Below are 22,001 nucleotides of genomic sequence, written 5' to 3' on the forward strand. Positions count from 1 at the left end.
TTTTCCCGACCGCTGGCATGGCAACGGGCAACCGCGCCCAGTATTCACATATGAAATTAGTTATTGACATGCTTTGAACACATTAAGAGTAATATCCATACTTGCTTTATAGACATTCTGAAGGAAGACCGCTCCATGCCGTCGGACCTGATCGCTGCCGAAAGAGGTGCTTGGCGGCCCATGCTGACCATGCGCAGGGCGCCTCGGCGTCCGGAGCGCACCGCTTGGCTGACGGAACGGGCGGCGGCGCTGCTCCTCCCGCTGGTGGTGCCCGCCGTCCTGCTCGCGCTGTGGCAGCTTTCCGCCACGCACGGCTGGGTGTCGGTCCAGGTCCTGCCGCCGCCGGCCCTGGTGGCCCAGACCCTGTTCGACCTGCTGTGGTCGGGCGACATCTCCGGGAATCTTTGGATCAGCCTGCGCCGCATCCTGTCGGGTTTCCTGATCGGCGGGCTCGCCGGCATGGCGCTCGGCATCGCGATGGGGCTTTCGCCGCGGGTCGAGCATTACCTGAGCCCGCTGTTCCGCGCGGTCGCCCAGGTGCCGTCCCTCGGCTGGCTGCCCTTCCTGATCCTGCTGGTCGGCATCGGCGAGCCGCTGAAGTTCCTGATCATCGCCAAGGCCTGCTTCGTGCCGATGGCGCTGAACAGCTTCGAAGGCATCCGCAACATCCCGCCCTCCTTCCTGGAGGTGGCCCGCGTGTTTCGCCTCAGCCGCCGCGCGCTGGTGCTGAAGGTGGTCTTGCCCGCCACCCTGCCGCCGGTCTTCAGCGGCGTGCGGCTGGCGCTGAGCCACGCCTGGATCGCCCTGGTGATCGTGGAGATGCTCGCCTCGACCGAGGGCATCGGCTACCTCACCGCCTGGGGCCGGACGTTGTTCCAAGTGGACGTCGTGATGGCCGGAATGGCGGTGATCGGCGTCGTCGGGCTGGCGATGGACGCCGGCCTGAAGCGGATCGAGCGGCGCCTGCGCCGCTGGTCGCCGGCCCGAGCCTGAACGGACGGTGACGCGATGCCCGCCGCCCCGCCCTTCCTCCACGCGCCCGGCCCGCGGATTCGGCGCGGCGCGGTCCTTCCCGCCGCCCTGCTGCTGGCCTGGGCCGCCGCCCATTCCGGTCTGGTGAACGGCCATCTGCTGGTGCCGGTGGAGAAGGTCGCGCTGGTGCCCTTCCTGGACCCGCAAGGCATCCATCTTTGGCCGGGGCTGGCCGCCAGCCTCGCCCGCATGGCCGCCGGCTTCACCATCGGGGCCGCCGCGGGGCTGCTGCTCGGCTTGAGCATGGGGTTGTCGCGCACGGCGGACCGCCTGTTCGGACCGACCCTCCACGCCGTGCGTCAGATCGCCCTCTACGCCTGGATTCCCTTGCTGACCGCGTGGTTCGGCAACGGGGAACCGGCCAAGGTGGTGTTCATCGCGCTGTCCGCCTTCTTCCCCATGGTCCTGAACACGCAGGAGGGGTTGCGCACGGTGCCCGCCGCCTACCGCGAGGTGGCGCGCGTGCTGACCCTGTCGCGATGGCAGCTCCTGCGCCGGGTCCTTCTGCCGGGGGCCATGCCGTCGATCGCCATCGGTGTGCAGTTGGCGCTGATCTACGCTTGGCTGGCCACGGTCGGGGCCGAATACGCCATGGGGTTGGGACGGGGCGTCGGCACCCTGCTGTCGGAGGGGCGGGAGCATTTCCGCATGGACATCGTCATCGTCGGCGTCCTGACGCTGGCGCTGGTCGGCTTCGCCATCAACGCCGCCTTCGGGCGGATCTTCGCGCGCGCCCTGCGCTGGCGTGGGCCCGCCCGCTGAAAGGACATGCCGAATGACCACCCCCGGCTCCCTCGATCTGCGCGCGGTCGGCAAGACCTACGCGGTCGACGGCCGCCCGCTGACCGTGCTCCAGGACATCGACCTGCGCATCGAGCCGGGCGAGTTCCTGGCCATCGTCGGCGCCAGCGGCTGCGGCAAGTCCACGCTGCTGCGCCTGATCATCGGGCTGGACGACGGCTACGACGGGGACATCCTGCTCGACGGCCACCGCATCACCGGGCCGGGGCTGGAGCGCGGCATCGTTTTCCAGGAGCACCGCCTGTTCCCCTGGCTGACAGTGGAGGAGAATGTCGGAATCGGCCTGGAGGCCACCTCGGTCCCCGCCGCCGAGAAACGGCGCGCCATCCGCGAGCATATCGACCTCGTGGGCCTGAGCGGATTCGAGAAGGCCTATCCCTACCAGCTTTCCGGCGGCATGGCCCAGCGCGCGGCGATCGCCCGCGGTCTGGTCAACCGGCCGGAAATCCTGCTGCTGGACGAGCCGCTGGGCGCGCTCGACAGCCTGACGCGCGTGCATCTGCAGGACGAGTTGCTGCGCATCTGGACGCAGGAGAACGTCACCATGCTGCTGGTCACCCACGATGTGGAGGAAGCGGTCTACCTCGCCGACCGCGTCGTGGTGATGGAGCCGCGTCCGGGCCGCATCCGCCGCATCCTTCCGATCGATCTGCCCCGCCCGCGCAACCGCGCCGCTCCGGCCTTCGCCGCCGTCAAGGAAACGATCATCCAAGAGCTGAGGCGCTGATCCCGGACACCAACAAACAGGCCAGACACGAACAAGCAGGAGAGTCGCATGCCGTTGACGCCGTCCGCCAGCATCGCGCTGGGAACCAAGGCTCCTCCGTTCTATCTGCCCAACCCGCAGGGCCACCGCATCGGGCTGCACGACTTCCCGGAGGCCAAGGCCGTCCTGATCGCCTTCATCTCCGACCGCCTCCCCCATGTGCGGATGATCCGCGAAGCCTTCGCCATCCACCAGACGCCGGGCATCGGCGGCAACATCATGTGGCGCCCCGGCAACGAGCCGCGCTGCGCGCCCAGCGCCTGACGCCGTTTCCCCTTTCGGCATCGAATCCTCCCGAATCTGGCGCCCCTTCGCGGGGCGCTCCCTTTCTCGGACCTCGCCGTCCCCAACCCCTCCCACACCCGCGGAGAGTCGAGCATGACCCGTTCCTGGACGCCCCACACGGCGGACGGCGAGCCGAAAGCCTGATCCGGCATGGACACCGTTCCAAATGCCGCCCGGACCACCGAATGGCGGGTCATCGCCCCCATGCTGGTCATCGTGCTGTTCGTCATGTGCGGCATGGGCATGGTGATCCCGGTGCTGTCGCTCTACGCCCAGTCCTTCGGGGTCGGGCCGGCGCTGATCGGCCTCATCATCACCGTCTTCGGGGTGGCGCGGCTGTTCGTCAATTTGCCGGCGGGCATCCTGGCCGACCGCTACGGCCGCCGCGCGCTGTTGTGGGGCGGGCCGCTGGTCCTGGGCGGCGCCTCCGTCGCTGCCGCGCTGGCGGAGGATTTCGCCGTCCTGCTGTTCTGGCGCTTCGTCCAGGGGGTGGGGTCCGGCCTCTACATGACCGGGGCGATGGTCGCCATCGCCGATCTGGGCGACAGCCGCAGCCGGGGCCGGCGCATGGGGGCGTACCAGACGGCGCTGCTGACCGGCGCGTCCATCGGCCCGCTGCTGGGCGGGCTGCTGGCCGAGCGCTGGGGCTACACCGCCCCCTTCTGGGGCTTCGCCGCGGTCAGCGGCCTCGCCGCCCTGTTCGCCTTCCTGGCCATTCCGGAAACGCGCCGGTCGGCCGACGCCGACACCCGCCCGCCGGAACGCGGCGGTGTCGGCGACCTGCTGAGGCAACGGGGGTACGCTCCCGTCCTGCTGGTCACCTTCGGGGTCTTCTTCACCCGCACGGCGGCGCAGTGGCAGTTGATCCCGCTGGTGGCGGCCCACCGCTTCGGCATGGCGCCCGATGCCATCGGGCTGGCGCTGGCCCTGTCGGCGGGGGTGACGCTGGTCACCACGCCGCTGGCCGGCTGGCTGGCCGACCGTTTGCCGCGGCGGGGCCTGATCGTGGCGTCGGCCGCGTCGGTGGCGGTGGCCCTGGGGCTGATCGCCGCCTGCCCCACGGTTCCGCTGTTCTGGGGAGCCCTGACGCTGCTCGGCCTCGCGCTGGGGCTGGGGGGGCCGGCCTCCTCCGCCTTCGCCGCGGGCTGCGCGCCCGCCGGACGGCTCGGCCCGACGCTCGGCCTGCTGCGCACGGCGGGCGACGTCGGCTTCGTCGCCGGTCCGCTGGTCGCCGGCTTCGCCGTCGCCGTCTCGGGCACCGCCTTCGGCGGCGGGGAGGCCGCCGGCCTGTTCGTGAACGCCGCCCTCATGGCCATCGCCGCCGCGGCCTTCGCCGCCGGCACGCACCGCCTTTCTCCCCCACCCAAGGAAACCATCGCATGAGATTGCTCCGCGCCCTCGCCGCCACCCTGGCCCTTCTCGCCGCCGCGCCGGCCCTTGCCGAGGAGGCGCCCGCGGTCATCCGCTTCGGCTCGGTCGGCTTCGGCCCCGGCCAGCCCTTCGGCACCGGCCTGGTCGGCGCCGCCCACAGCAAGGGCTTCGTCGAGGCGGAGTTCAAGGACACCCCGACCAAGCTGGAATGGACCTACTTCCACGCCACCGGCCCCGCCATCAACGAGGCGCTGTCCAACCGCCAGGTCGACTTCGCGGTGTATGGCGGGCTGCCGAACATCATCGGCAAGGCGGGCGGCCTGCCGACGAAGATCCTGCTGTCCGGCGACCGCACCACGGTCTTCACCGTCGCGCGCAGCGACCTGCCGATCACCTCGATCCAGGATCTGAAGGGCCGCAGGATCGCCGTACAGAAAGCCACGATCATCCATTTCGTCCTGCTGAAGACGCTGGAGGCCAACGGCCTGTCGGAGAAGGACGTCTCCATCGTCGAGCTGAAGAACGCCGACCAGCTCGCCGCGCTGCAGAGCGGCGCGGTGGACGCCGCCTTCGGCGCCAGCTTTCTGCTGGGGCTGCGCGACCAGGGCGTGGTCAAGGTGATCGCCAGCACCAAGACCGGCGGCCCCACCGTCCAGACCTTCGGCGGCGTTCTGGTGCACGACGCCTTCGAGAAGGCCTATCCGGGCGCCACGGCGAAGGTCGTGCGCGGCTTCGTCAAGGCCGCCCACTGGGCCGGGCTGGAGGAGAACCGGGAGGAGGCGCTCCAGGTCTGGGGCAAGTCCGGCATTCCGTTGAGCGCCCTGCGGGAGGATTACGCCGGCTCCCCGGTGAAGGAACAGATCAACCCGCTGCTCGACAACTTCACCCTGTCCCGCTTCGCCGCCGGCATCGAATTCGCCAAGCAGCAGAGGCTGATCCGCGCGGACGTGGACCTCAAGAGCTGGGTGGATCCGTCCTATCTGAACGCCGCCCTGCGCGATCTCGGCCTGGAGGGCTTCTGGACGGAGCGCGCCGCCGACGGCTCGCCCAAGCCGCGCGGTTGAGGAGAACACGCGCCATGAGCGAATCCACCCTCCATTTGACCGCCGATGTCCTGGTGATCGGCGGCGGTCCCGCCGGCTGCTGGGCGGCGCTGGCGGCGCGCCGCGCCGGGGCCAGCGTGGTGCTGGCCGAAAAGGGCTATGTCGGCACCTCGGGCGCCACGCCGCCCGCCAACACGACGTTGTTCTACACGGTGCCCGGCGACCGCCTCCAGAACGACGGCATGGTCGATCACCGCGTCGCCCCCGCCAAGGGATTCATCGTCCGCGACTTCGTCCGCCGCGTCTACGACGAGACCACCGTAAACACCGAGCTGATGACCCGCTGGGGCTATCCCTGGCCGCGCAACGAGACGGGCAAGACCTTCCGCGGCAATCTGCGCGGACCCGACTACATGATCTTCCTGCGCAAGCGCCTGCTGGCGGAGGGGGTGCGCATCCTCGACCACAGCCCGGCGCTGGAACTGCTGACCGCCGACGGCGTGGCCGCCGGGGCTGCCGGGATCACCCGCCGGACCGGCGACCGCTGGGAGGTGCGCGCCGGGGCGGTGGTCGTCGCCACGGGCGGCTGCGCCTTCCGCTCCGGCGTGGTCGGCACGCACAACCTGACCGGCGACGGCTACCTGCTGGCCGCCGAGGCCGGGGCGCGCTTCTCCGGCATGGAGTTCTCCGGCCAGTGGGCGCTCGCCCCGGCGGAGGGTGGGCTGACCAAGGGCATCATCTATTTCAGCGGCAGTTTCAGCGACGCCGACGGCACCCCCATCCCGCATCCCGGCGTGCCCGACGCGCTGGCCGCCGGGCGGAGCGTCCATGCGGTGCTCGACCGGGCCGACCCCTATCTGGAGGACGGTTACCGCAAGGGCCAGCCGAACATCTTCGTCTATTTCCACCGGCTGGGCGGCAACCCCTTCACCGACCGCTATCCCGTCCGGCTGCTGTACGAGGGCACGGTGCGTGCGGCCGGCGGGCTGGACGTGGACGAGCGCTGCGCCACCTCCGTCCCCGGCCTCTACGCGGTCGGCGACGCCACCACGCGGGAGAAGCTGACCGGAGCGGCGATGAGCGGCGGCGGCCCGGCGGTCGCATGGTGCATCGCATCCGGCACCTGGGCCGGGCAGGCGGCGACCGCCTTCGCCCGCCAGTTCGCTGCGGGAACGGCGGGGCTTGCCGGACGGCCCGTCCACGCGATCGGCGGCGCCGGGCTGCGGCCCGCCGCGAACCCCGATCCGGAACGGACGGCGGAAGCGGTCACCCGCGCCGTGCAGCAGGAGATCCTGCCGCTCGACCGCAACTACCGGCGGACCGGAGCCGGCATCGCGGCGGCGCTGGAGCGTCTGGACGGGCTGTGGGAGGCCGCGCGCGACGGGCTGGCGCCGCCTGCCGGGGCCACGCCACGCGACATCGTCCGCGCACGCGAAGCGGCGGCGCTGGTCGCCACCGCCCGCTGGATTCTGGCCAGCGCCGGGCAGCGCACCGAAACGCGCGGTCTGCACCGGCGGGCGGATTTCCCCGGCCTCGACCCCGCCCAGCACCATCATCTTCTCAGCGGCGGCCTCGACCGGGTCTGGGTCCGCCGCGCCGACCCGCACGAGGAGGCGGTCGCCGCATGATCGAGCTCATCCTGTCCGAGCGCTGCATCGCTTGCGGCACCTGCGCCAAGGTCTGCCCCGACGACGTTCTGCGCACCGACGCGGCGGGGGAACCCGTCATCGCCCACAAGGAGGATTGCCAGACCTGCTATCTGTGCGAGCTGTTCTGCCCGGTGGACGCGCTCTACGTCTCGCCGCGCACGGCGCCCGACCCGACGGTGGACGCCGCCGCGCTGATCGCCGCCGGCCTGGTCGGCAGCTACCGCCGCGAGTTGGGCTGGGCACGGGGCCGCCCCGGCGGCACGGAGACGGACCTGTCCTACCGCATGCACGAAGCCTTCACCGAACCGTTCGGCGAGATCTGGAAACGCTCCGGCATCTGATACCGTGGGCGGACCCGACAGACGAAGCCCTCAGGCGGCGGCCGTCTGACATGAGGCTTCGGGAGGCGGAGCACCCAGCCTGTCCCCGAAGTCCTCTTCATCGTTCGGCCCATCGTCTGGGTTCCGGCAAGCTTATGGCGCGGATCGCCGCCACAGTCTCCCAACAGGGGGCGATCGGCGTTCCATCGTGTCCCGCATGGGCCGGATGGGCGCCGGTGCACCCGCCGACCGCCCCCGCCCCGGCGATCAGGAGGCGTCCCGCGTCACTCATTTCTGTCCTCCCGCGATGGCTGCGCCCCGTCCTCGTCGCGGGATCGTCGAAAAACCTCGCCTGGGACGAAGCGCGCGCTTGACGTCGGGCATAAACCCTATTTTTCTATATGGAATATATATTATAAATACGGATACGGATTGTTGTTATGAGCGCCGCAGCCGTCCGGAGGATGCCCCGTCTCCTTCCCTCCCGAACAGGAGACCCGACATGACGGCCTCGGACGACGTCCAATGGATGCGGATCGCGTCGCTCAGCCCGTCTTGCGCCTTGCCCCTGCCGCTGCCATCGGAACCCCCGGCGGGCGCATCGGACGGAGGGCGCGCGGACGATCCGCCGGCCAGCCATCGGCTGGCCCTGGGGGTCGGCATCCCCGGCGCAGTCCTCCCGGCGCCGCTGGCCGCCCTGACCTGACCTGACCGCCCCCTTTCTCCCAGACGGAGCCTCGCTTCATGCCGGACACCCTCGTTTCCGCCGAATCCCCCATTGCCGGTCTTCCGGACGACCTCGTGCCGGCTGCCGAGCGCCTGTTCCTGAACGCCCGCACGCCGCAGTCCTGGTCGGACCGCCCGGTCCCGGTGGAGACGCTGCACCGGCTTTACGAGCTGGTCCGGCTGGCGCCGACCGCCTTCAACGGCAGTCCGGCGCGTTTCGTCTTCCTGACGACGCCGGAGGCCAAGGAACGGCTGCGCCCGGCGCTGAGCCGCGGGAACCTGTCCAAGCTGGCCGCCGGAGTCATTGCCATCGCCGCCTACGACCGCCGCTTCACCGAACATCTGCCGGTGCTGAGCCCGCATTTCGACCCGACGCCGCTGTTCGCCAACGATCCCGCCCTGACGGAGACAACCGCTTTCCGCAGCGGCACGCTCCAGGCCGGCTACCTGATCCTGGCCGCCCGGCTGCTGGGGCTGGACGCCGGGCCGATGTCGGGGTTCGACGCCGACGCGGTGGACCGGGAGTTCTTCCCCGACGGGCGCCTGCACGCCAACATCCTCGTGGCGCTTGGCCATGCCGAGGGGCCGCCGGCCCGTCCCCGCGCACCGCGCCTGGACCTGTCCCAGGCCGTGACCGTCCTGTGAGCCAACCGCGGTACGAGGACGCACGCCATGACCGTTCCCGCCGGGATCCGGCGCCCGGAGAAGGCGTGAGCACCCCTACCGTCTTGCGTCCGCTGGCGCAGGCGCCCGCGGCGGATCTCGCCCGCGTGCGCTTCGTGCTGACCGACATGGACGACACGCTGACCCACCGGGGCCGCCTGTCCGCCCGCACCTATGACGCCATCGAGCGGTTGCGGGACGCCGGGCTTCCGGTGCTGCCGGTGACCGCGGCCCCCGCCGGCTGGGCCGACCAGATGGCCCGCATGTGGCCGGTGGACGGGGTGATCGCCGAGAACGGCGGCCTGTTCCTGCGCCGCACCCCGGACGGCGACGTCGAGCGCCGCTACTGGCACGGGGAGGCGGAGCGGGCGACGGTCGCGGAACGGCTCGACCGGCTGTCGCACGCCATTCGCGAGGAGTTGCCGGGGGTGGAGCCGGCGAGCGATCAGCCCTTCCGCCTGACCAGCCTCGCCTTCCGTGCGCCGGAGGATGCCGGTTTGCGGGCGGCCCTGGCCGCGCGCTTCCGGGAGGCCGGGGCGGACGTGACGGTCAATTCGCTGTGGGTGCTGGGCTGGATCGGCGGCTACGACAAGCTGACCATGGCCCGCCGTGTGCTGCGCGAGACCCACGGCCTGGACATCGACGCCGCCGCCGATGCGGTCGCCTACGCCGGCGATTCGGTCAACGACGCGCCGATGTTCGCCCATTTCCCGCTGTCGATCGGCGTCAGCACGGTGGCCGACATCCTGCCCGAGCTTCCCGCGCCGCCCGCATGGATCACCCGCGGCCCCGGCGGCGACGGCTTCGTGGAGTTGGCCGACGCGCTGCTGGCCGCCCGCCGCACGGTTCGCTGACGCACAGCGGGGTAGTGATGCTTCCCACCAACCTCGACATGGACGTGCTGCGGGCGCTGGTCATCGCCATGGAGCATGGCGGCTTCGCCCGCGCCGCCGAGCGGCTGGGTCGCAGCCAGTCGGCGATCAGCCTCCAGATGAAGAAGCTGGAGGAGCAGGTTGGCCAGCCGCTGTTCCGCAAGGCGGGCCGCACCGTGGCGCTGACCGACGCCGGGGATCTGCTGCTGGGCTACGCCCGCCGCATCGTTGCCCTGAACGACGAGGCGCTGTCCGCCGCGCGCGGGCGGGCGATGGACGGCACGGTGCGGGTCGGCTTCCCGCAGGATCTGGCGGAGCGCTGGCTGCCCGCCGTGCTCGGCTCCTTCCACCGTGCCCATCCGCGCATCCATGTGGAGGCGCAGGTGGGCCGCGGGCGCGAACTGCGCGAGAGGGTCGCGCACGGAGCGCTCGATCTGGCTTTGGCCTTCGGTGAGATCGGCGGCACGCCCGGCATTTCCGGTGCGGCGGCGCTCGCCCATCTGCCGGTGGTCTGGGTGGCGCCGGAGGGATTCCGGGGTGATCCGGAAAGCTCCCTGCCGCTCGCCCTGCTCGACGCGCCCTGCATGTTCCGCCAGCACGGGATCGAACGGCTGGACGGCGGCGGGCGGACCTGGCGCATCACCTTCACCAGCCCCAGCTTGTCCGGTTTGTGGGCGGCGGTGGAAGCCGGGCTGGGGGTGACCGTCCGCACCCCGCTGGGCCTGCCGGACACGCTGTCGATCCTCGAACCGGACGGGGCATTGCCGGCGCTCGGCACGGTGCCGCTGGAACTGCACCGCGCGCTGTCCGCGGCCAGCCCCGCGGTGGATCGGCTGTGCGGGATTCTGACCGAATCCCTGGGCGCGATGCTGGCCGACGCCCGACCGAACAAACAACACTGAATACTCGTTACTTGAGGATTTCTGAACAATCCTGTTTGTGTTTTTTGTTTTTCCTATCTCCGCAATAGGAATAGGCTTTTCCCGCAGCGCCAACCCTGGCCGGCTTCGGGAGGCATCATGACGGCAGCCACCGTGAGAAAGCCGGGACGTTCGTCCCGCGCCGCCGCGCTCGCGGCGGGCCTGCGCCGCTGCGCGGTGCCTCTGGCCCTGCTGGCGCTGTGGCAGACCAGCGTCGGGCTCGGCTGGATTTCCACCCGCTCCATCCCGTCGCCCACCCAGATCCTGCTGGCCTTCTGGGAACTGACGGCCAGCGGCGAACTGGCGGTTCATCTGCTGGTGTCGCTGGGCCGGGTCAGCGCCGGGCTGGCCATCGGCGTGTCGGTCGGCACGGTTTGCGCCCTGATCGCCGGTCTGTCGAAGCGGGGAGAGGACGCGCTGGACGCCCTGCTCCAGATGCTGCGCACCTTGCCCCATCTGGCGCTGGTGCCACTGTTCATCCTGTGGTTCGGCATCGGCGAGGCGCCGAAGATCGCCCTGGTCGCGCTCGGCTCCGCCTTTCCGATCTATCTGAACCTTTTCGCCGGCATCCGCACGGTCGACGCCAAGGTGGTGGAGGCCGTGTCCACCCTTGGCCTCACCCGGCGGGAACTGATCGCCTTCGTCATCCTGCCGGGGGCGCTGCCCTCCTTCCTGACCGGGCTGCGCTACGCCCTCGGCGTGGCGTGGCTCAGCCTGGTGGTGGGGGAGCAGATCAACGCCTCCAGCGGCATCGGCTATCTGGCGATGACCGCCCGCGACTTCCTGCGCACCGACGTGATCATCGTCGCCCTGATCGTCTACGCCATCCTGGGGCTGCTCGCCGACCTGATCGTCCGGGTGATCGAGCGGTCGGCCCTGGTTTGGCGCCCCGCCTTCATCAAGGAGTGACCCTCCATGAGCCACAACCTTCCGCAAACCGCCGCTCCCGAGCCCGAAGCCGTCGTGACGGTGCGCGGCTTGGTCCGCGGCTTCGGCAACGGCAACGTGCTGGACGGCCTGTCGCTGGATCTTCAACCGGGGTCCTTCACCGCCCTGCTGGGCCGGTCCGGCTGCGGCAAGTCCACGCTGCTGCGCACGCTGGCAAAGCTGGACCCGGCGCCGCACGGCACGGTCACGCTGCCCGACGAGCGCGCCGTGGTGTTCCAGGAGCCGCGGCTGGTCCCCTGGATGCCCGTTCTGCGCAACGTCACGCTGGGGCTTCGCCATGCCGACGCGGAAGCCCGCGGTCTCGCAGCCCTGGCGGAGGTCGGGCTGTCCCACCGCACCCGCGCCTGGCCGCTGACCCTGTCGGGCGGCGAGGCGCAGCGGGCGGCGCTGGCCCGTGCGCTGGTGCGGGAGCCGCGCCTGCTGCTGCTCGACGAGCCCTTCGCGGCGCTCGACGCGCTGACCCGACTGCGCATGCAGCGGCTGGTCGAAACGCTGTGGCGCGCCCACGCCCCGGCGATCCTGCTGGTGACCCACGACGTGGACGAGGCGTTGCTGCTGGCCGACCGCGCCCTGGTGATGGCCGACGGCCGGATCGCCGCCGACATCCCGGTCCCGCTCGCCCGCCCGCGCCGCCACGGCGACCCCGGATTCATCGCGCTGCGCAGCCGCCTGCTCGCCGAACTCGGCATCGACGAGGAGCGTCTCGCCGGGCAGGAGCCGCAGCGCAGCGCCACCGATTCCAGATCGGCGGCGCCCGGCGTGGCCGTGGGCGGCTACGCCCTGCCCGCGGGAGCCGTCGCCGCCCCTTCCCACTGACTCCCAACCCGCGGGACGCCCAACCCATGCCGTTCGACCCGACCACCGCTTCCATTTCCCGTTCCCTGTCCGGCATCGGGCGGCGCAGCCTGCTGCGCGGCGCTGCCGGAGCCTGCGGCGCCCTGGCGCTGGGCGGCCTGCCCGCCCCCACGCGCGCCGCCTCCGGCCCGACGCCCGAGACCGTGCTCCGCATCGCCGACTACAAGGCGCTGGACGGGCTGGCGCTGGAGGCGTCCGGCCAGTTGCCGACACCCTTCCGGTCGCAGTTCGCCGAGTTCGGCTCCGGCAACCTGATCGTGGAGGCGATCAACGCCGGCTCCATCGACGTGGGGTCGAGCAGCGAGATCCCGCCCGCCTTCGGCATCGCCGCCGGGGCGCGCCTGTCCATCGTCGCCGTCGTCAAGGACGACGTGAACTGGCAGGTGGTGCTGGTTCCGCCGGACAGCCCGATCCGCTCGGTCGCCGATCTGAAGGGCAAGCGCGTCGGCTATGTCCGCGCCACCACCACGCAATATTACCTCGCCAAGATGCTGGGCGAGGTCGGGCTGCGCTTCACGGACATCCAGCCGGTCGCCCTGACCCCGGCGGAAGGACAGGCCGCCTTCGAGCAGGGCGCGCTCGATGCCTGGGCGATCTACGGCTATTCCGTGCCCTTCGCCATCAAGAAGGGGGCGCGGGTCCTCGTCACCTCCAACGGCTATCTGTCGGGCAACTACCTGTATCTCGCCTCGCCCGACGCGCTGGCCGAGCCGGGCAAGGCGGCGGCCATCGGCGAGTATTTCCTGCGGCTGCGCCGCGCCTTTGCCTGGCGCGCCGCCAATCTGGAACGCTGGGCGCAGGTCCATTCCGCGGCCATCGGCGTCTCCGCCGAGATCGACCTGGAAATCCTCCGGAAGAATTCGCGCCAGCGCGACCTCGCGCCGATCACCGACGCCGACGTCGCCTCGGCCCAGAACGTCGCCGACACCTTCCACCAGCTCGGCGTGCTGCCCAGGCGGATCGACATCGCCCCGGCCTTCGACCGCCGGTTCAACGACATCCTGTCGCGTCCGCTCGTTTGACCGGACGCCATTCCAATCCCGTCCCATACCACGCACATGAAGGGATCGCCCCCCATGACCGTTTCCGCCACCGCTTCCGCCCACCCGCTGCGCTTCGTCGGCTTCGTCGGCAACCACAATGCGTCGGAGATCATTCCGCGCCAGGGACCGGTGGTCGACCGCGACTACATCGAGACAGTCGCCAAGGCCCATGAGCTGGGCGGCTTCGACGCGGTGCTCCAGGCCTTTCATGCCGACTCGCCGGACAGCCTCCAGGTCAGCCAGCACATCACCAGCGTGACCGACCGGCTGGGCGTGCTGATCGCCCACCGCCCCGGTTTCCAGGCGCCGACCATCCTGGCCCGCCAGTTCGCCACGCTCGACCAGCTGAGCCGCGGCCGCGTCGCCATCAACGTCATCACCGGAGCCGAGCGCAGCGAGCTGGCGCGCGACGGCAACAGCGTGGACGACAAGGACGACCGTTACGCCCGCACGTCGGAGTTCCTCGACATCGTGCGCGCCGAATGGACCAGCGAGACGCCCTTCGACTATGCGGGCAAGTACTACCGCGTCGAGCAGGCCTTCTCGCAGGTGAAGCCCTACAACGCCTCGGGCATCCCGGTGTGGATCGCCGGCGCCTCGCAGGCCGCCATCGACGTTGCAGGGCGCCACGCCGACACCTTCGCCCTGTGGGGCGAGACCCACGAGCAGGTGCGCGAACTGCTGGGCCGCGTGCGCGCCGCCGTCGCCAAGGCGGGGCGTCCGCAGCCGGCCTTCAGCCTGTCGCTGCGCCCGATCCTGGCCGACACCGAGGAGGCCGCCTGGGCCAAGGCCGACGCCATCCACCAGAAGGCCAAGGCGCTGCTGGACAAGACCGGTTTCCGCCGCGGCGATCTGCCCAGCAACGAGGGCGCCCGCCGCCTGATCGCCATCGCCGATGCCGCCGCCGACAAGGGCCACCGCCACGACAAGCGGCTGTGGACCGCCATCGCCGGGCTGACCGGGGCCAAGGGCAACTCCACCTCGCTGGTCGGCACGCCGGATCAGGTGGCCGACGCGCTGCTGGACTATTACGACCTCGGCATCACCACCTTCCTGATCCGCGGCTTCGACCCGCTGCCCGACGCCATCTCCTATGGCCGGGAGTTGCTGCCGCGCGTCCGCCAACTGGTGGCCGAGCGCCGGCAGGCCCAAGCCGCCGCGGCGGAGTGAGGGCGTGGTGGCGGGCACGGGCCGGTCGCCGGTCGTCCTCAATCAGATCGGCGCCCTGGTGGGGGAGCGGATCGCCGCCCACCCGTCGCGCCCGACGGTGCTGCGGCACGAGGACGGCCGTCCGCCCTGGGACATCCCGGACGGGGTGGAGGTGCTGCTGACGCGCCCGCTGATCGGCTGGGACGCGGCGCCCACCGCACGCCCCGCCGGCTGGGGGCGGGGGCTGCGCTGGATACAGTCGGCCTCCACCGGCATGGACGTCTACCCGCCCTGGCTGCTGGACGGAGCGCCGCTGGTCACCTGCGCCCGCGGCGTCTCCGCCGTGCCCATCGCCGAATATGCGATGGCCGCCGTGCTGGCCTTCGAGAAGCGGCTCGACGCCGTGCGCCTGCGCGGACCGGAGGACTGGCGGCGGGAGACATTGGGCGGCCTGTCGGGCCGGCGGCTGGGGCTGGCCGGCTTCGGCGCCATCGGACAAGCGGTGGCGGAGCGGGCGCGGGCCTTCGGCCTGTCCATCGGCGCCGTGCGGCGGTCCGGCTGGACCGGGTCGAGGCCGGGGGTAGAGCCCTTCGACCGGCTCGAAGACCTCATCGCGGTCAGCGACCATCTGGTGCTGGCCCTGCCGCTGACCGCCGCCACCCGCGGCGTGGTCGGCGCGGATCTGCTGGCGCGGGCCAAGCCGGGGCTGCATCTGGTCAACGTCGCGCGCGGCGCGCTGGTCGATCAGGAGGCTCTTCTGGCCGCCATCGAGGCAGGGCGGATCGCCGGGGCCACGCTGGACGTGACCGAGCCGGAACCGCTGCCCGCCGGCCATCCCTTCTACCGCCATCCGGCCATCCGCCTGACGCCGCATGTGTCCTGGTCCGCCCCGGACGTCGAGCCGCGGCTGGCCGAGCGAATCCTGGCCAACCTGGACGCCTACGCACGCGGCGAGCCGCTGCGCGACGTGGTGAACGTCCAAGCCGGCTACTGACCCCATCCCTCGAGGAGCGTCCTTCCGATGACCCACATCCAGCCCCGCCCCCGCAAGTTCTGGCCGCCCGTCGATCCGGTCACCCACACCAGCGTCGAGGAGGAGCGGCAGCACCGCAAGCAGCGGCTGGCCGCCACCTTCCGCCTGTTCGGCCGCTACGGCTACGACAAGGGGCTGGCCGGCCATGTCACTGCCCGCGACCCGGAGCATCACGACCGCTTCTGGATCAACCCGCTGGGCCAGCACTTCAGCACCATCCGGGTGTCCGACCTGCATCTGGTGGACATCGACGGCAACGTCCTGCACGGCGACCGCGCCATCAACCAGGCCGGCTTCACCATCCATTCGGCCATCCACCGCTCCCGCCCCGACGTGGTGGCCGCCGCCCACACCCATTCGACCTACGGCAAGGCGTGGTCGTCGCTCGGGCGGCCGCTGGCCCCGCTGAGCCAGGACGCCGCGGCCTTCTACGAGGATCAGGTGATCTTCGACCCCTACACCGGCGTCGTGCTGACCGAGGGCGAGGGCCGGCGGCTGGTCGAGGCGCTGGGCGACCGCAAGCTGGCGATCCTGAAGAACCACGGCCTGCTTACCCTCGGCCCGAGCGTGGAGGCCGCCGCCTGGTGGTTCATCAGCGCCGAGGACGCCGCCCACACCCAGCTTCTGGCGGAAGCCGCCGGCACGCCGCAGCCCATCGACCACGAGACCGCCCTGCTGACCCGCGCGCAGGTCGGCACCCAGCAGGGCGGTGCCTACAACTTCCACCCGCTGTGGGAATGGATCGTCGCGGCGGAGCCCGACCTGCTCGACTGACCTTAAGTCCCTCTCCCGCCCCGGGAGAGGGTGCCCGCGAAGCGGGCGGGTGAGGGTCGTGCGAGGATCAGAACACTTCATCCTCGGCAGCACCCTCACCCTCCCACGCTGACGCGTGGGCCCCTCCCTCTCCCGGGGCGGGAGAGGGGATGCCAACCGCCCGCCCCCGTTCCTCCGCAAAGGCTCCCGCACCATGACCGCAAAGCCCGCCTTTCCCCTTCTCAGCCGCCGCGGCGTGATCGCCGCCGGCGCCGTTGGCGCCGTGGCGCTGTCCGCGCCCTTCGTCCTGCGCCGCCACGCGCTGGCGGCGGAGCCGCTCCGCCTGTCCTGGAACGCGGGGGCCGTCTGCTTCTCCGCCGTACCGCTGGCCTTAAAGCTGGACCTGTTCAGGAAGCACGGGCTGGAGGTCGAACTGATCAACTTCACCGGCTCCACCGACCAGCTTCTGGAGGCCATCGCCACCGCCAAGGCGGACGCCGGGGTCGGCATGGCGCTGCGCTGGCTGAAACCGCTGGAGCAGGGCTTCGACGTGAAGATCTCGGCGGGCCTGCATGGCGGCTGCATGCGGCTGATCGGGTCCAGGGCGGCGGGTGTGAACACCGTGCTGGACCTGCCGGGCAAGATCATCGGCGTCAGCGACATGGCCAGCCCGTCGAAGAACTTCTTCTCCATCGTCTTGTCCAAATTCGGCATTGATCCGGCCAAGGACGTCGAATGGCGCCAGTATCCCGCCGACCTGCTGGGGCTGGCGGTGGAGAAGGGCGAGATCCAGGCGCTGGCCGATGGCGACCCGCTGGTCTGGCGCCACACCAAGGACCCCAAGCTCGTGGAGATCACCAACAACGTCTGCGGTGAGTACTCCACCCGCACCTGCTGCCTCGTCGGGGTGCGCGGCAGCCTGCTGCGCGACAACCGCCCGGCGGCCAAGGCGCTGACCGCGGCGCTGATCGAGGCGCAGCACGCCGCCTACGCCGACCCGCGCGCCGCCGCTGCGGCCTATGCCCCCTTCGCCCCGAAATTCCCGGCGGAGGATCTGGAGGCGATGCTGCGCAGCCACGCCCACAACGTCACCCCGGTCGGCGACGCGCTGCGCCAGCAGCTCGCCCTTTACACCGACGAGCTGAAGAGCGTCTCGGTCATCAAGCGCGGGACCGACAGCCAGCGCTTCGCCGGACGCATCACGGTGGATCTCGTCTGACCGCCGTCGCCGTCCCGTTTCCCCTCTTCGCAGCGGACCGACCCGACATGCCCCCCGACACGCTCCATGCCGACTTTCCCTTCCAGCCCGCGCCCCTCGGCGAGGCAGCCCCCGTCCCGGTGGTGGACGAGGCCGAGATCGCGGCGCTGGCCGCCCGCTTCGCGCTTCGCGCCGCGGAGCACGACGCCGCCGCCAGCTTCCCCTTCGAGAATTTCGAATGGCTGCGGGAGGCGGGACTGCCGGCGCTGGTCGTTCCGACGTCGCTGGGCGGCAAGGGCGGCGGGCTGAGGGACGCGTTGGCCGTGGTCGGCGGGCTCGCGCGGGGGGAACCGTCCACCGCCCTGGTGCTGGTGCTGCAATACGCCATCCTCAACCAGATCCAGCGCAGCGCCGGCTGGCCGGAGCCTCTGCGTGACCGCATCCTCCGCAGCGCCGTGACCGAGGGCGCCATCATCAACCTGCTGCGGGTCGAGCCGGAACTGGGCACCCCCCACCGCGGCGGCCTGCCGGCCACCGTGGCGCGCCGGGTGCCGGGGGGCTGGCGGATTTCCGGGACCAAGCTCTACTCCACCGGGCTGCCGGTGCTCTCCTGGCTCGGCGTCTGGGCGCGCACGGACGACGACGAGCCGCTGGTCGGCACCTGGGTGGTACCGCGCGGCGACGGCCTCGCCGAACAGGGCATCGAAGTGCGCGAAAGCTGGAACCACATCGGCATGCGGGCCAGCGGCAGCCACGAGGTGATCTTCCACGACACCTTCGTTCCCGACGACCATGTGGGCGAGCTGCGCCCCGCCGCCGGCTGGACGGTGCCCGATCCGGTCGGCTCCGCCTGGCTGTCCACCCTGTTCAGCGGCGTCTACGACGGCATCGCCCGCTCGGCGCGGGACTGGCTGACCGGCTTCCTGCACGCCCGCAGGCCGACGGCGCTGGGCGGTGCCCCGCTGGCGACCGTGCCCCGCCTTCAGGAGGCGCTGGGCGCGGTCGAGGCGCTTCTGCTGACCAACACGGTGCTTCTGCGCTCCCTGTCGGCCTCGGCGGACGTCGGGACCGTCCCGCCGGCCAGCGACAGCCTCCTGGTCAAACACACGGTGACCAACAACGCGATCGACGCGGTCGCCAAGGCACTGGAGATCACCGGCAATCCCGGCCTGTCCCGCGACAACCCCCTGGAGCGCCATCACCGCGACGTGCTGTGCGCCCGCGTCCATGCCCCCCAGAGCGACATGATCCTGACCGGCGCCGGGCGCGCCGCCCTGGCCCGCTCCGCCCCGTAATCCGGTAAAGATGATCCGGTAAAGATGATCCGGCAAAGTCGGGGGGCACGGCCGGGCGCCCCCCTGTCGATTCCTCAGATCACGAAGTCGCCGCGCTCCTTCTGGCGCCGCGCGTGCTCGGCGGCCAGCCGGTCGAGGCTGTCCGCGGCGGCCTGCGGTGCCTCCGGGCGGCCCAGCAGATAGCCCTGGATCAGCGTGCAGCCGTTGGCCGCCAGCCAGGCGAGCTGCTCCGGCGTCTCCACCCCCTCGGCCACCAGAGTCATCGACAGGCTGCGGGCAAGGCCGATGATGGCGCGGGCCACCGCCTGCCCGCTGGCGTTTTCCCGCCCCGCGTCGCCCAGGTTGCGGGTGAAGGAACCGTCCATCTTCAGGATGTCGAAGGGCAGGTTGTTCAGATAGCTGAGGCTGGAGTAGCCGGTGCCGAAATCGTCGAGCGCCAGCCGCACCCCCAATTCCTTCAAGCGGGTCAGGACCTGGCGGCTGAAGGCCATGTCCTCGATCAGCAGCCCTTCGGTGACCTCCAGGACCAGCCGCGACGGTTCGATCCCGGTGGCGGCCAGGACGCCGCGCACGTTGTCGACCAGTGCCGGATCGCGAAGCTGGCGGGGCGACAGGTTGACGGCGAACTCCAGTTCGCCGCGTCCCTCCTCCTGCCATCGGCGCAACTGGCGGCAGGCGGTCTCCAGCACCCAGCGCCCGATGGGAAGGATCAGCCCGCTGTCCTCGCACAGGGGGATGAAGGTGGACGGGGGGACCGGCGCGCCGCCGACGGGATTCCAGCGCAACAGCGCTTCCACACCCACCGGACGGCCCCCCGCGGCCTCGGTCAGCGGCTGGTAGACCAGATGGAACTCCCCGCGCTCCAGCGCCCCGGCCAGCAGGCTGCGCAGCCGCGCCCGTTCCACCGTGGCCGTCATCATCGCCGGGTCGTAGCGGCAGACGGTGCCGCCGCCTTGCTCCTTGGCGCGGTACATCGCCAGATCGGCCATGCGCATCAGCTCCTCCACCCCGTTGCCGTGGTCGGGATGGCGGGCGATGCCGATGCTGACGCTCACGCGATGGCGCACGCCGCCCAGCGGAAAGGGATCGGCGGTGACGCGGGCCATCCGGTCGAGCAGGTCCGTCACCTCGCCGCCGTCGCGCTCCTCCACCAGGACCGCGAACTCGTCGCCCCCCAGGCGGGCGGCTGTGACAATCGGGCCAAGGACACCGTCGGACAGCGCCTCGCGCAGGCGGCGGGCGATCCCGGCCAGCAACTCGTCCCCCGCGGCGTGGCCGAACTGGTCGTTCACCTCCTTGAAGCCGTCGAAGTCGAGCAGCAGCAGCGACAGGCCGCCGCCCGACCGCCGCACGGTTTCCATGGCGCGTTCCAGCGCCTGATGGAACTGCACGCGATTGGGAAAGCCGGTCAGCGGGTCGAAATGGGCCAGCCAGGCCATGCGGTCCTCCGCCGCCTTGACCTGGGTGATGTCGCGGAAGACCAGCACGCCGCCGACGGAGAATCCGTTCTCCATCAGGGGCCGGGCGTTCTCCCGCAGCCAGTCTCCGGAACCGCCGGGCGGCGGGGCGAGATAGAGGCTTTCCCGCTCCATCGCACCGCCCCGGATGGCGCGGCCCATCGGCCAGGAGGCCGGTGGGCACGGGGTGGTCCCGTCGGCCAGCCGCAAGCGCGGTCCGAACAGCGTGTCGAAGGCCGCACCGGTGAGCGGCCCGAACACCGCCTCCGCCGCCGGGTTGGCGGTGATGATCCGGCCATCCGGACCGGCGACGCACACCCCCTCCGCCATGTTGTCGAGAACGAGGCGCAGGATCGGCATCAGGCCGGCATCTCTTGGCTGCACTTCGTTGAAGGAAGCGTATCGTACGGATGTGTGCGGCATGAATCCCACCATTGGCGGCTGAATTATACCATTCCGAAGAAGACAATTATTATCAATGGTGTTCATTCGGATTAAAATACAATAATTATGCGTTAATTGTGGCGATGCGTTGGGATCGACGATTCCGTCGTCGTAAATCACCTGCCGGATCGGCTGATCTTCCTGAAGATCCGGCAAGACCACTGGGACGATCGGGCTCCATCGCACCGGAAGCCGCCGCGTTCCTCCACCATCGCCCCGAACGAAATGCGAGAATTTGGCCTATAAGCGGACACAATGAGAACATCAGGCGGCGAGGAGAAGGCCGTTCGGGACAGGGCCGCGCGGCCTCAATCCGTTATGGTTTTCCGTCATGACCCGACCTCGACTTTGGCCGATTTTGGGGTCTGTGGATCAGGCGTGTATCCAGAAGTCCGGCTGGTTGGCGACACAGTCGAGGGCGCGGTCGAGCGCCATGGTGGCAATCCCCAGCGGGCCTTCGAGCTTAGTGGTGGTGGCATTCTATAGCTGTATCGGAGCGGCAGCCCTCACAACCATACCGATACTGGCCTAGACATGGGACCGCGGTGCCGTTACTGAAAGGTAGCGCTAGAGCCGAACGTCAACGCTGGGGGCTATTTCCCGCGCTCTAAATGGCCGCTCGGGTCTTTGTGCCACTCCCCCAGTACCCCGGCATACCTTTTGGAACAAGGTAGGGGGTCCTCCAATAAGCTTGAAGATGAACCCCCGCCCCATCAGAGACGTTATAGAAAAACTTTGGGGCCTCTCCGCTTGGAAAGGTCAGAACATGAGCCACAACACGGCCCAAAAGTCGGTATTCTCGAAGTGACCATTCAGAAAGGGCGGGAGGGTCTTGGTTCCATGTAGGGAAGTTAGGGACCCCTACGGCAATCGTGCTGCCCTGCTTCTGCTGCTGACACAGCTTCTGATGGGGGCGAGGCGAAGCGTTTGCCGCTCAGTCCCGGCAAGGGCCTCAGGAAGCCCGTTGCAGAGTCGCTGGGTTCGGTCTGGGGATTGGGGAGTTCCCCATGTAGCCGGGAAGCGCAGAAGCCCCTAGCGAGTCGCTAATGGAGGCGAATTTGGAAGCTGTTTAGACAGCCGCTGACGGCTTGACGGAAGGGCAAACGCGCATCCCATCCGTGTACCCTACCCGCCTATTTCCCTGGGATAACTTGCCGGGAAAATCAAATACTTAGACAGGTAGAGGCATGCTGGCGGAGGGAGAGGGATTCGAACCCTCGATACCCTTTTGGGGTATACACACTTTCCAGGCGTGCGCCTTCGACCACTCGGCCACCCCTCCGCAGAGGCCGCGTTTATATCCAGCCCGAAGGCGGCGCGCAAGCCCCTGAAATCACTTTTTGGGAAAAATCTTGCGCCGCCTTCAGGATGATCCGCG

General features: G+C 70.3%; 21 protein-coding genes and 1 tRNA gene. 20 read left to right on the forward strand and 2 right to left on the reverse strand.

The genetic code is table 11. The features are described from left to right. The first annotated feature begins 135 nt into the window (after positions 1 to 135). The 20 genes from H0B54_RS14910 (at position 136) to H0B54_RS15005 (ending at position 18,722) form a co-directional block, all read left to right on the forward strand. Positions 136 to 993, forward strand: a complete 858-nt coding sequence (locus H0B54_RS14910) for an ABC transporter permease (RefSeq protein WP_188260976.1) — start codon at positions 136 to 138, stop codon at positions 991 to 993. A gap of 15 nt (positions 994 to 1,008) precedes the next feature. Next, on the forward strand, positions 1,009 to 1,794 hold the full coding sequence (locus H0B54_RS14915; protein ID WP_188260977.1) for an ABC transporter permease: 786 nt from the start codon (positions 1,009 to 1,011) through the stop codon (positions 1,792 to 1,794). 13 nt (positions 1,795 to 1,807) lie between these two features. Next, positions 1,808 to 2,560, forward strand: a complete 753-nt coding sequence (locus H0B54_RS14920) for an ABC transporter ATP-binding protein (RefSeq protein WP_188260978.1) — start codon at positions 1,808 to 1,810, stop codon at positions 2,558 to 2,560. 48 nt (positions 2,561 to 2,608) lie between these two features. Further along, positions 2,609 to 2,863, forward strand: coding sequence for a thioredoxin domain-containing protein (locus H0B54_RS14925; RefSeq protein ID WP_188260979.1), 255 nt, complete (start codon positions 2,609 to 2,611; stop codon positions 2,861 to 2,863). 171 nt (positions 2,864 to 3,034) lie between these two features. Beyond that, entirely contained in the window at positions 3,035 to 4,267 is a 1,233-nt protein-coding gene (locus H0B54_RS14930; RefSeq protein WP_188260980.1) for an MFS transporter, read from the forward strand. After that, positions 4,264 to 5,319 (forward strand): ABC transporter substrate-binding protein, encoded by a 1,056-nt coding sequence (locus H0B54_RS14935; RefSeq protein ID WP_188260981.1) that lies wholly within the window; start codon positions 4,264 to 4,266, stop codon positions 5,317 to 5,319. Before H0B54_RS14930 ends, H0B54_RS14935 begins: the two co-directional genes overlap by 4 nt. A 14-nt stretch (positions 5,320 to 5,333) precedes the next feature. Next, positions 5,334 to 6,926: an FAD-dependent oxidoreductase gene (locus tag H0B54_RS14940; RefSeq protein ID WP_188260982.1), complete on the forward strand. Its 1,593-nt coding sequence runs from the start codon at positions 5,334 to 5,336 to the stop codon at positions 6,924 to 6,926. Then, positions 6,923 to 7,288 carry a 4Fe-4S dicluster domain-containing protein gene (locus H0B54_RS14945; protein ID WP_188260983.1) on the forward strand — a complete coding sequence of 122 codons (366 nt, stop codon included), beginning with the start codon at positions 6,923 to 6,925 and terminating at the stop codon, positions 7,286 to 7,288. The genes H0B54_RS14940 and H0B54_RS14945 overlap by 4 nt, the downstream gene beginning before the upstream one ends. Before the next feature lie 481 nt (positions 7,289 to 7,769). Then, the gene (locus tag H0B54_RS14950) at positions 7,770 to 7,973 is read left to right on the forward strand and encodes a hypothetical protein (protein WP_188260984.1); all 204 of its coding nucleotides are present in this window, start codon (positions 7,770 to 7,772) and stop codon (positions 7,971 to 7,973) included. A gap of 38 nt (positions 7,974 to 8,011) precedes the next feature. Beyond that, the gene (locus tag H0B54_RS14955) at positions 8,012 to 8,638 is read left to right on the forward strand and encodes a malonic semialdehyde reductase (protein WP_188260985.1); all 627 of its coding nucleotides are present in this window, start codon (positions 8,012 to 8,014) and stop codon (positions 8,636 to 8,638) included. Positions 8,639 to 8,703: 65 nt separating this feature from the next. Beyond that, the gene (locus H0B54_RS14960) at positions 8,704 to 9,510 is read left to right on the forward strand and encodes an HAD-IIB family hydrolase (RefSeq protein WP_343068948.1); all 807 of its coding nucleotides are present in this window, start codon (positions 8,704 to 8,706) and stop codon (positions 9,508 to 9,510) included. A gap of 17 nt (positions 9,511 to 9,527) precedes the next feature. After that, positions 9,528 to 10,430 (forward strand): LysR substrate-binding domain-containing protein, encoded by a 903-nt coding sequence (locus H0B54_RS14965; protein WP_211109383.1) that lies wholly within the window; start codon positions 9,528 to 9,530, stop codon positions 10,428 to 10,430. 117 nt (positions 10,431 to 10,547) lie between these two features. After that, the gene (locus tag H0B54_RS14970) at positions 10,548 to 11,357 is read left to right on the forward strand and encodes an ABC transporter permease subunit (RefSeq protein ID WP_188260987.1); all 810 of its coding nucleotides are present in this window, start codon (positions 10,548 to 10,550) and stop codon (positions 11,355 to 11,357) included. Positions 11,358 to 11,363: 6 nt separating this feature from the next. Continuing rightward, positions 11,364 to 12,212, forward strand: coding sequence for an ABC transporter ATP-binding protein (locus H0B54_RS14975; protein WP_188260988.1), 849 nt, complete (start codon positions 11,364 to 11,366; stop codon positions 12,210 to 12,212). Positions 12,213 to 12,238: 26 nt separating this feature from the next. Continuing rightward, on the forward strand, positions 12,239 to 13,273 hold the full coding sequence (locus tag H0B54_RS14980; protein ID WP_188260989.1) for an ABC transporter substrate-binding protein: 1,035 nt from the start codon (positions 12,239 to 12,241) through the stop codon (positions 13,271 to 13,273). Positions 13,274 to 13,327: 54 nt separating this feature from the next. Then, the gene (locus tag H0B54_RS14985; protein ID WP_188260990.1) at positions 13,328 to 14,464 is read left to right on the forward strand and encodes an LLM class flavin-dependent oxidoreductase; all 1,137 of its coding nucleotides are present in this window, start codon (positions 13,328 to 13,330) and stop codon (positions 14,462 to 14,464) included. A 4-nt stretch (positions 14,465 to 14,468) separates the two neighbouring features. Then, positions 14,469 to 15,437: a D-isomer specific 2-hydroxyacid dehydrogenase family protein gene (locus tag H0B54_RS14990; RefSeq protein WP_343068949.1), complete on the forward strand. Its 969-nt coding sequence runs from the start codon at positions 14,469 to 14,471 to the stop codon at positions 15,435 to 15,437. A gap of 27 nt (positions 15,438 to 15,464) precedes the next feature. Next, complete coding sequence (locus tag H0B54_RS14995; protein WP_014241412.1) at positions 15,465 to 16,250, forward strand: class II aldolase/adducin family protein; 786 nt, start codon at positions 15,465 to 15,467, stop codon at positions 16,248 to 16,250. A 193-nt stretch (positions 16,251 to 16,443) separates the two neighbouring features. Beyond that, on the forward strand, positions 16,444 to 17,448 hold the full coding sequence (locus tag H0B54_RS15000; RefSeq protein WP_188260992.1) for an ABC transporter substrate-binding protein: 1,005 nt from the start codon (positions 16,444 to 16,446) through the stop codon (positions 17,446 to 17,448). Between the two features lie 47 nt (positions 17,449 to 17,495). Further along, positions 17,496 to 18,722, forward strand: coding sequence for an acyl-CoA dehydrogenase family protein (locus H0B54_RS15005; RefSeq protein WP_188260993.1), 1,227 nt, complete (start codon positions 17,496 to 17,498; stop codon positions 18,720 to 18,722). Between the two features lie 74 nt (positions 18,723 to 18,796). Here the strand turns inward: H0B54_RS15005 and H0B54_RS15010 are convergent, their stop codons facing one another. Together H0B54_RS15010 and H0B54_RS15015 are read right to left on the reverse strand one after the other, a co-directional pair. Next, positions 18,797 to 20,539 (reverse strand): putative bifunctional diguanylate cyclase/phosphodiesterase, encoded by a 1,743-nt coding sequence (locus tag H0B54_RS15010; RefSeq protein WP_188260994.1) that lies wholly within the window; start codon positions 20,537 to 20,539, stop codon positions 18,797 to 18,799. 1,275 nt (positions 20,540 to 21,814) lie between these two features. Further along, positions 21,815 to 21,905 (reverse strand) — tRNA-Ser (locus H0B54_RS15015). Positions 21,906 to 22,001 lie beyond the last annotated feature (96 nt).

The sequence above is a fragment of the Azospirillum tabaci genome (genome assembly GCF_014596085.1).
Taxonomy (GTDB): domain Bacteria; phylum Pseudomonadota; class Alphaproteobacteria; order Azospirillales; family Azospirillaceae; genus Azospirillum; species Azospirillum tabaci.

Excerpts from the sequence above, each read along its gene's own strand:
- H0B54_RS14910 (WP_188260976.1), top strand. The coding sequence starts at position 136 with ATGCCGTCGGACCTGATCGCTGCCGAAAGAGGTGCTTGGCGGCCCATG.
- H0B54_RS14915 (WP_188260977.1), top strand. The coding sequence starts at position 1,009 with ATGCCCGCCGCCCCGCCCTTCCTCCACGCGCCCGGCCCGCGGATTCGG.
- H0B54_RS14920 (WP_188260978.1), top strand. The coding sequence starts at position 1,808 with ATGACCACCCCCGGCTCCCTCGATCTGCGCGCGGTCGGCAAGACCTAC.
- H0B54_RS14925 (WP_188260979.1), top strand. The coding sequence starts at position 2,609 with ATGCCGTTGACGCCGTCCGCCAGCATCGCGCTGGGAACCAAGGCTCCT.
- H0B54_RS14930 (WP_188260980.1), top strand. The coding sequence starts at position 3,035 with ATGGACACCGTTCCAAATGCCGCCCGGACCACCGAATGGCGGGTCATC.
- H0B54_RS14935 (WP_188260981.1), top strand. The coding sequence starts at position 4,264 with ATGAGATTGCTCCGCGCCCTCGCCGCCACCCTGGCCCTTCTCGCCGCC.
- H0B54_RS14940 (WP_188260982.1), top strand. The coding sequence starts at position 5,334 with ATGAGCGAATCCACCCTCCATTTGACCGCCGATGTCCTGGTGATCGGC.
- H0B54_RS14945 (WP_188260983.1), top strand. The coding sequence starts at position 6,923 with ATGATCGAGCTCATCCTGTCCGAGCGCTGCATCGCTTGCGGCACCTGC.
- H0B54_RS14950 (WP_188260984.1), top strand. The coding sequence starts at position 7,770 with ATGACGGCCTCGGACGACGTCCAATGGATGCGGATCGCGTCGCTCAGC.
- H0B54_RS14955 (WP_188260985.1), top strand. The coding sequence starts at position 8,012 with ATGCCGGACACCCTCGTTTCCGCCGAATCCCCCATTGCCGGTCTTCCG.
- H0B54_RS14965 (WP_211109383.1), top strand. The coding sequence starts at position 9,528 with ATGCTTCCCACCAACCTCGACATGGACGTGCTGCGGGCGCTGGTCATC.
- H0B54_RS14970 (WP_188260987.1), top strand. The coding sequence starts at position 10,548 with ATGACGGCAGCCACCGTGAGAAAGCCGGGACGTTCGTCCCGCGCCGCC.
- H0B54_RS14975 (WP_188260988.1), top strand. The coding sequence starts at position 11,364 with ATGAGCCACAACCTTCCGCAAACCGCCGCTCCCGAGCCCGAAGCCGTC.
- H0B54_RS14980 (WP_188260989.1), top strand. The coding sequence starts at position 12,239 with ATGCCGTTCGACCCGACCACCGCTTCCATTTCCCGTTCCCTGTCCGGC.
- H0B54_RS14985 (WP_188260990.1), top strand. The coding sequence starts at position 13,328 with ATGACCGTTTCCGCCACCGCTTCCGCCCACCCGCTGCGCTTCGTCGGC.
- H0B54_RS14995 (WP_014241412.1), top strand. The coding sequence starts at position 15,465 with ATGACCCACATCCAGCCCCGCCCCCGCAAGTTCTGGCCGCCCGTCGAT.
- H0B54_RS15000 (WP_188260992.1), top strand. The coding sequence starts at position 16,444 with ATGACCGCAAAGCCCGCCTTTCCCCTTCTCAGCCGCCGCGGCGTGATC.
- H0B54_RS15005 (WP_188260993.1), top strand. The coding sequence starts at position 17,496 with ATGCCCCCCGACACGCTCCATGCCGACTTTCCCTTCCAGCCCGCGCCC.
- H0B54_RS15010 (WP_188260994.1), bottom strand. The coding sequence starts at position 20,539 with ATGCCGATCCTGCGCCTCGTTCTCGACAACATGGCGGAGGGGGTGTGC.